General features: G+C 71.4%; 5 protein-coding genes and 1 pseudogene. 4 read left to right on the forward strand and 2 right to left on the reverse strand.

Going from position 1 to position 7,994, the window contains the following annotated elements:
• The first annotated feature begins 296 nt into the window (after nt 1-296).
• Nucleotides 297-704 (forward strand): DUF3592 domain-containing protein, encoded by a 408-nt coding sequence (locus G3I19_RS32340; RefSeq protein WP_164267277.1) that lies wholly within the window; start codon nt 297-299, stop codon nt 702-704.
• A gap of 694 nt (nt 705-1,398) precedes the next feature.
• Complete coding sequence (locus G3I19_RS32345) at nt 1,399-2,406, forward strand: hypothetical protein (protein WP_164267278.1); 1,008 nt, start codon at nt 1,399-1,401, stop codon at nt 2,404-2,406.
• A gap of 94 nt (nt 2,407-2,500) precedes the next feature.
• Here the strand turns inward: G3I19_RS32345 and G3I19_RS32350 are convergent, their stop codons facing one another.
• Nucleotides 2,501-2,833 carry a hypothetical protein gene (locus tag G3I19_RS32350; protein WP_164267279.1) on the reverse strand — a complete coding sequence of 111 codons (333 nt, stop codon included), beginning with the start codon at nt 2,831-2,833 and terminating at the stop codon, nt 2,501-2,503.
• 148 nt (nt 2,834-2,981) lie between these two features.
• On the opposite strand from G3I19_RS32350, the pseudogene G3I19_RS37820 reads away from it, so the two are divergent.
• Nucleotides 2,982-3,113 (forward strand): annotated as a pseudogene (locus G3I19_RS37820) (deaminase); the annotation flags it as partial.
• Between the two features lie 44 nt (nt 3,114-3,157).
• Here G3I19_RS37820 and eccCa read toward each other — a convergent pair.
• Nucleotides 3,158-7,285: a type VII secretion protein EccCa gene (gene eccCa, locus G3I19_RS32360; protein ID WP_239074978.1), complete on the reverse strand. Its 4,128-nt coding sequence runs from the start codon at nt 7,283-7,285 to the stop codon at nt 3,158-3,160.
• A gap of 281 nt (nt 7,286-7,566) precedes the next feature.
• Here eccCa and G3I19_RS32365 point away from each other — a divergent pair.
• A partial coding sequence (locus G3I19_RS32365) for an EsaB/YukD family protein (protein WP_239074979.1) occupies nt 7,567-7,994 on the forward strand: 428 nt, incomplete at its 3' end.

Genomic DNA, 7,994 nt, shown 5'->3' on the forward strand with positions numbered 1-7,994 from the left:
CGGCACCGCGGCTCGCGGCCAGTACCGGGCACAGCGCCCACACGGGCGCGCTCGCGGTGGCGGGTGGTGCGGCGGGGCTCGTCGCACTGACGGCGTTCCTCGCGGTGGTGCTGCCCCGCGCACGGCGCCGGGGCTGGCGCGCGGGGGTCTGACTCGGTTGTCACGGGGCGCGTCCCCGGCGGCGGCACCGTGGTGCTGGAGAACCGCGCCTTCCGCTCCCGCGTCCTTCCCTGGTGAGACGGAACGGCCCCGTCCGGTCGGTCCGTGTGGCACGCAGCCGAGGGAGAAGAGAATTCATGGGTCCTGAGCAAGGGGCGATATCCGTCATGGCGTTCGGCCTGCTCTTCGGGGCCGTCGGCGGCACGGTCCTGTTCAAGACACACTGGCTGCGGCGCCGCGGGGCACGGGCCTGCGGCACCGTCGTCCGGCTGGCCCGGAGTTCCGGTGAGGGCGGGACGAGCTACCACCCGGTGGTGCAGTACCGGACCGGCAACGGACGGACGATGGAGGTCAGGTCCTCGCTCGGGAGGAGCAGGACCAGCCTCCGCCCCGGCACACCCGTCACCGTCCTCTACGACCCGGCCAAGCCGCAGCGGATGGCCATCGACGGCTACTCGGGCGGCGGCAGCATGGTCGCCTTCTGTGTCTTCGGAGCCGTGATCTTCGTGATCGGGATGCGGATACTGCTGTCGACGGTGGGGTGACGGAGCGTCCGGTTCAGAACTGCCGTACGTGCCGTTTCTGGCGGTACAGGCCCTGGTTCCGCGCTGTGGGGCGGACGACGATGCCGCCCACGTCGGCACTGTACGGCTGCTCGATAGCGAAGGCGATCACGGGTGCGAGGGCGTCCAGCGGGACAGCGATGCCGGCGGAACCCGAGCAACGGGACCCGGCCGAACGCCTTCTCGACCTCGTCCTGGACAGGCTGAAACCGCAGCAGCTCCCCGGAAGCTGACGGTACGAACCAGGGATTTGCTGCGCCGCCCTCACTTCCACTCGCAGTCATCGAAAAGGGAGACCCGCGACCGCCACACCCCGCAGTTCGCGGTAGAGGCGGGACTGCGAGAAGGCCCGGCTGTCGGGGGCTGCCGTACGGGGAGACCCGGTCCCCCTCGGAGCGGTCCCAGCCGTTGGCCGTCCAGCCTGGAGGCTTCCCGGACCGGAAGGCGTCTTTGTTGCACAACTAGTGGACAAAATAACTGAGTTGATGGGTCGGCACGTATGTCCTGTGGTCTACTGCCCCTGGCGCGACGGGACGAAAGCCCGTCAATTGGAAGGTTCAGAAAGGTGCACATACCGAGCACCCGCAGGATGGCCACAGCCGTACTGCTCACCATGGCCCTGATTCCCGCTGTCCTGTCTACCGGGGCAGCGGCAGATCCCCCCGCAGCTCCCGGTGTGACCGTCGGCACACAGGCTGTCAAGGCGCAGGACGTACGCGACTACTGGACCCCGGCCCGAGTCGCGCGGGCCCTGGCCAACGAGAAGAGCGACGACGACGCGTTCGCCCGCAAGGCCGGCGCCGCGGTATCGGCGGCGAAGGCCAGTGGCACGACCGGAGCCACGCTCGGCCTGCGGGCGGAGCGTGGGCAGGTCTTAGCCGCCGACAGACGCCAGGAACGCGCCGCCGCCCCCGCGGCGTTCGACGTCCCGGAGATGCCGGTGGCGCAGAAGGTCCCGTTCCCGCAGAACGCACCGGCCATCGTCGTGGGGAAGATCCTGTTCACTGAACCCGACGGATCCGATCACGGCTGCAGCGGGGCTTCGATCGCGGCCGACGGCGGCAACACCGTGTGGACCGCCGGGCACTGCGTCCACCCCGGCGATGGCACAGGGGCCGAAAGCTTCTGGAAGGACATCACGTTCATCCCCGGGTTCAAGGAGAACGCCGGGAGCCCCGACGGGTATGACGCCCCGTGGGGGAAGTGGACGGCCAGCACCATCGTCGCCCCAGAGGAATGGACGCAGGACGGTGACCCCGAGGACGCCGACATGGCCGCGTTCAACGTGACCGTCCCGGCCGGGTACACCAGTCTCAGCGATTCCGTAGGTGCCCTGGGCTACAAGTTCGGATACGGATCGGACTGGTCGGACGTCATCGACTCCGGGTTCCCCGGCGATGGCTACCACCGCACCGACATGGACGGGTACACACAGTTCTACTGCACCGGCAACGCCGAGGACGCCGCCGACTTCAACCCGCTGGACAACCGCCTCAAGGTGGACTGCGACATGGGACATGGTGCGTCCGGCGGTCCCATCGCCACCACTGACGCGCAGATCGTCGGGGCGAACAGCCACATCGAAACCGAGGACGACGGCACCCGCAAGAACGACGACCTGTTCTCCTCCGATCATGCCGACAACGCGGTCGCCGTGATCAACCGCATCAACGAACTCAACTAGAAGCAGCAGGTCTTGGGGCAACAGCCAAGCCCAGAGGCGCACGGAGGGCTCGCAGCCACCCGGCTGCGAGCCCCTTCCGGCTACCCGGCCGGGCTCACGGCTTGCGGTCCATGCCCGGGTCGATGTTCCGGCCCGTCGGGTGCGGCGCGTTCTCGTGCACCTGATCCAGGTAGCGGCCCCGTAACTCCTCTGTCGTCAGGATCTCCCACCCCTCTGGCTTCGCCTTCCCCGCCTTCTTCAGCTCGGCCGTCCACGCCTCGACCAGCTCACCCCGCGTCATCGTCACCGGCTGCCCCGACGCATACCGCGGGCTCTGCGTCACCTTTGCACCCCCGCTCTGCCATGCCGCCCCCGCGAAGAACGCTCCGGCGATCACCGCGCAGAACGACACCACCGCGACCGCTGCACCCAGCCCCTTACCCACCACTGTCGTTCTCCCCTCACACGTCGCAGCCCACCCTCACCATCCCACGCGCGGCCCTTCCCTCACCGCCCGTCTTCAGCCCTGCCCGAACGGCAACGAATGGCCGGCGACCGGGTCGGACTTCTCCGCCACCCGCACCGGTGCAGGCCCGCTGATGGCAGTCGGCCTGTTCGACCGCGTACAGGTGGCGCTCTTCCCCGTGGTCACCGGCCGGACTGGGCGGGATCCGATCTTCCGGGGCGCGGCCGACGTCGACCTGGAACTGATCGAGAGCCGAACGCTCGGCGCCTCCGGGCACGACGCTCGCGTCCGGCCAGTCGATGGGGCCTACTCCCCCGCCTCCTCCTCCGCCCGCTCGTCGCGCAGCGCCGTCTGGATCTGCACCGTGCTGCGGCGCGTGATGTACAGACCGCGGCCCGGCGGGAGCAGGCGGGGCTTCGTGCCGGTGATGATCTGGCCCTCGGTGGGCGGGCAGGACAGTTGCAGGACCGGGGTGTTGGCCTCGACGAGACGGCGCAGCAGCTGGTCCGTCATCATCGAGCGGGACGCGCCGTTGGCGCTGCGGGCCACGATGATGTGCAGCCCGACCTCGGTACCCTGCGCGAGGTACGGCAGCAGCGGGGCGAACGCGTCGGGGCCGCCGCTGCCGATCAGTTCGTAGTCGTCGATGACGACGAACAGCCGCGGGCCCTTCCACCAGTCGCGTTTCGCCAGCCGCTCCGGTGCGATGTCGGGGCCCGGCACCCGGTCGGCCATGGCGCGGGCCGAGCCGCCGACCATCTCCTGCAGCTGGGCGGGGCCGACCGCGTATCCGAGGCGGTGCGCCTCCGGTACGGCGCCCGCGAGGCGGCGGCGGTAGTCGGTGACCATGACGCGGGCCTCGGTGGGCCCGTACCGCCGGGTGACGGCGTCGCAGACCAGCGCGAGCAGGTTGGTCTTGCCCGATTCGGCGTCCCCGACCACGACCAGGTGCGGGTGCTCGTCGAAGTCGTGCCGGAAGACGTCCAGCTGGACGTCCCGCAGGCCGATCGGGACGCGCAGGTCGCCGTCCGGTGCGGGCAGTTCCGACGCGGGCAGGGTGAGCGGCAGCATCCGTACCGGCGGGGCCGCGGGGCCGTCCCACTCGGCGGCCGTCTCGCGGACCAGGGCGTCCACCCCGTCCGAGAGGGTGTCGACCGAAGGGTCACCGTCGATCCGGGGCAGCGCGGCCAGGAAGTGCAGCCGCTCGTCGGTGAGTCCGCGGCCCGGGGTCTTCGGGACGGTCGCGGCGGCCCGCATGTTGATCGCGGAGTCGACGGGGTCACCGAGCCGCAGCTCGAAGCGGGTGCCGAGCTGGTCGCGCAGGGCGCTGCCGATCTCACCCCAGCGGGTCGCGGCGACGACGAGGTGGACACCGAAGTTGAGTCCGCGGGACGCGATGAGCGTGAAGGTCGGCACCAGGTCCATGAAGTCCTGGCGGATCGTGTTCCAGCCGTCCACGACGAGGAAGACGTCACCGTACGCGTCGTCGGCGAACTCACCGGCCGCGCGCCTGCGCCGGAAGTCGGCCATGGAGCCCAGGCCGTGCTCGGCGAACTGCCGCTCACGGCGGGCGATCAGCGCGGTGATCTCGGCGACGGTACGGAGCAGCCGTTCCGGGTCGAGACGGCCGGTGACACCGCCGACGTGCGGCAGGCCGGAGAGCGCGGAGAGCGCGCCGCCGCCCAGGTCAAGGCAGTAGAACTGCACCTCGCGCGGGGTGTGGGTGCGGGCGATGGCGGTGATGACCGTACGGACCAGGGTGCTCTTGCCGCTCTGCGGGCCGCCGGCGATCCCGACGTGGCCGCCCGCCCCGGACAGATCGGCGGTCAGCTCGTCGCGGCGCTGGTCGAAGGGGCGGTCCACGATGCCGACCGGCACGGTCAGCGGGCGGCGCGGGGCGGCCGAGCCCGGCGGGGGCAGCAGCAGGTCGAGCGTGGGCGGTTCGGTGAGCGGGGGCAGCCACACCTGGTGGGCGTGCGGCCCGGAGCCTTCCAGCCGCTCGACGGCGACGCTGAGCAGACTGGCGGCAGCGGCCTCCTCACCGGGAGAGCCCGGCGAACCGGCTTCGGGCGCGGCCGCTTCGGGCCCGGTCGCTTCGGGCGCGGCCCGCGGCAGTTGGCGCGGTGGCACCCAGCCCGCGTGGAACGGTACGACCTGCCCGGCGACGACCGCCTGGCGGGCCGCGGGCCTGACCACCCGGTAGGGCCCGGAGACGAAGGCGGCCTTGAACCGGGTGAGGGTGCCGACGTCGTTCTTCAGCAGGCCGCTGCCCGGCTGCGGCGGCAGCTCGTACGCGTCCGGGACCCCCAGCACACCGCGGCTCTCCATCGCGGAGAACGTCCGCAGCCCCACCCGGTAGGAGAGATGGGACTCCAGCTGGTGGATGCGGCCCTCGTCGAGCCGCTGCGAGGCGAGCAGCAGATGCACGCCGAGGCTCCGGCCGAGCCGTCCGATCATCACGAACAGGTCGAGGAAGTCCCGGTGCGCGGCGAGGAGTTCACTGAACTCGTCCACGACGACGAAGAGGGTGGGCAGCGGGGCGAGGGCGGTGCCGGTCTCGCGGGCCTTCTCGTACTCCAGCACCGAGGCGTAGTTGCCCGCCTTGCGCAACAGCTCCTGGCGGCGCATCAGTTCACCGTGCAGGGCGTCGCGCATGCGCTCCACGAGTGCCGTCTCGTCGGCGAGGTTGGTGATGACGGCCGAGGTGTGCGGCAGCCGGTCGAGGCCGAGGAAGGTCGCGCCGCCCTTGAAGTCGACGAGTACGAAGTTGAGCGTCTCCGACGAGTGGGTGAGCGCGAGGCCGAGCACCAGGGTGCGCAGCAGCTCGGACTTCCCGGAGCCGGTGGCACCGATCAGCATGCCGTGCGGGCCCATGCCGCCCTGCGCCGACTCCTTGATGTCCAGGGTGACCTGGCTGCCGTCGGCGGCCAGACCGATGGGGACGCGCAGCCGGTCGCCGGGTGCGCGCCGCTCGTGCAGCCGGGCGAGGTCGGCGGAGTGCAGATCGTGGATGCCGAGCAGCCCGGTCAGCTCCTGGTCCTCCTGGAGCGGCTGCTCGGAGCGTGCGGTGACACCCAGCCGGTAGGGGGCCACCGCGGCGGCCAGTGAACGGGCGGCGTGCGGGCCGAGGGTCTCGGGGCGGCCGATCGAGGTCTCGGTTGCCTTGCCGTCCGGGTCGGTGGTGACCATCGCGAGGTCGCCCGGGGTGATCCGGAAGCGCAGGGTGCCGCGTGCGGGGGCGGCGCCGTCCAGGGCTCCGCGCACATCGACGACCAGTGCGTTGCGGTAGCCGTGCTCGGCGATACGGGCCCCGGCGGGGACCGCGGCGGTGTCCAGCACGATCACGGTGTACGGCTCGTCGCGGCTCGGCTCGGCGCCCGGCTCGAAGGGCGGACGCCCGCCGAACTCCTCGCCCAGCAGCGGTTCGAGCTCGGACACGGCTTCCGCGACCAGCCGGGCGGTGCCCGCGCCGTCCGTGTCGGACGGGTGCTGGGCGTGCGGCAGCCACTTCACCCACTCCCAGCCGGGGAGCGCGCCGCCGTCGGCGACAACGACCACGGCGAGGTCCTCGGGCGCGTGCAGGACGGCGAGCTGCCCGACCACGGCGCGGGCCAGACCGCGCGCCGCCTCCAGATTCCGTGCGGCCGCCGCGGCTTCACCGGCGCCGGAACCGCTCGTACCGCCGGGGCCGCTCGCGCTGCCGTGGCCGTTCAGGCTGCCGGTGCCGTTCAGGCTGCCGGTCCCGCTCGTACCGCCGGCCCCGTTCGCGCTGCCGGACAGCAGGACCACCCGGGCGAAGGAGCGCAGCCGGACCGCGATCGGCTGTCCGGGCACCGTCGAGTACGCCCGGATGAACCGGCGCAGCGCGTGGGCGCAGAGCGGTTCGAGGTCCTCGACGGGCTTGGTGGAGAGCGGGTTGAGGGTCAGTGCGAGCTGACGGGTGCCGGTGGCGACCCGGACCTCGGCGAAGTCCTCATGGGTGGTGCGGCGCTCCCAGAGCCGGCCGCCACGCGCCAGCGAGACGAGCGAGCCGGGCTCGGGGTGGTGCCAGGCGTCGGCCCTGCGCTGCTCGTCGATGGCCTTGCGGATCCGGCGGCGGCTGGTCGCGAGGTAGCGCAGGTAGTCGCGCCGCTCGCCGCGCAGCCGCCGTTTGCGGTCGCCGGCCGCGCGGATGAACTGGCTGACCAGCATGCCGACGGCGGACAGCATCATCATCCCGATGGCGACCCACATCAGTACGCCGCTGCTCTCGCCGGGCCTGATGAAGATCAGCACCATGCCGAGCGAGCTGAGGGCCATGGGCAGATACGTGACGACGCCGCCCATGGCTCCCTGGGACTCGGGCAGCGCGGGCGGTTCCTGGAGGGTCAGCTCGCCCTGCGGCAGCTGCGGGCCCGGCCGGCGCGGCGGACGCCGGAACGTGACGGTGCTCAAGAGGTCTGGGCCTTCCTCGTCCAAGGAGACAGGTGGAATTACCTGTGGGTCAACGGGCGGATAAGAAACAGTTGTCCGTTGTTGCCGCAGAACAATTTCATCGGCCACCCGGCATTGCGGGCGGAATGCTTGATCCGATGATCGGTTCGAACTCACGATAGTGTTCGCCCCGTTCCCGGGTCGACCCGCACCCCTGGACGGGAGAGAATCGAAACGCCGTGAGCGACACCACCGTCGGATTGTGCCGAATAACTGTAAGAGCGCCCGAAAATTCCTATGAGTTGGGCGTCCCGGTCGACGTACCGCTCGCCGATCTCGTTCCCGTTCTCGTCGAGTACGCGGGCGGGGACCTGCACGAGGAGGGCTCGGCCCAGGGCGGCTGGACCCTCCAGCGGCTGGGCGCCGCACCCCTGGACGAGGAGGGGACTCCGCAGTCCCTGGAGCTGCGCGACGGCGAGACTCTGTATCTGCGGGCCCGTCATGAGTCCCTGCCCGAGGTGGACTTCGACGATCTGGTCGACGGGATCGGCGAGACGCTGCGGGCCCGGCCCGACACCTGGCGCCCCGCACTGACCAGACGGCTGCTGATCGGTCTGGCCGTCGCCGGGCTGACGGCGGCCCTGTTCACCGTCGCGCTGCCGGGCCCGGTCGGCTGGCGGGCCGGCGCGGCCGCCGTACTCGCCGTGCTGCTGCTCGCCGGGGCCACGGC

It is taken from the genome of Streptomyces sp. SID10853, assembly GCF_010548145.1.
In the GTDB taxonomy this organism is placed as follows: Bacteria; Actinomycetota; Actinomycetes; order Streptomycetales; family Streptomycetaceae; genus Streptomyces.

Bases quoted from the DNA above. Each gene is read 5' to 3' on its own strand.
- G3I19_RS32340 (WP_164267277.1), top strand. From the start codon at position 297: ATGGGTCCTGAGCAAGGGGCGATATCCGTCATGGCGTTCGGCCTGCTC.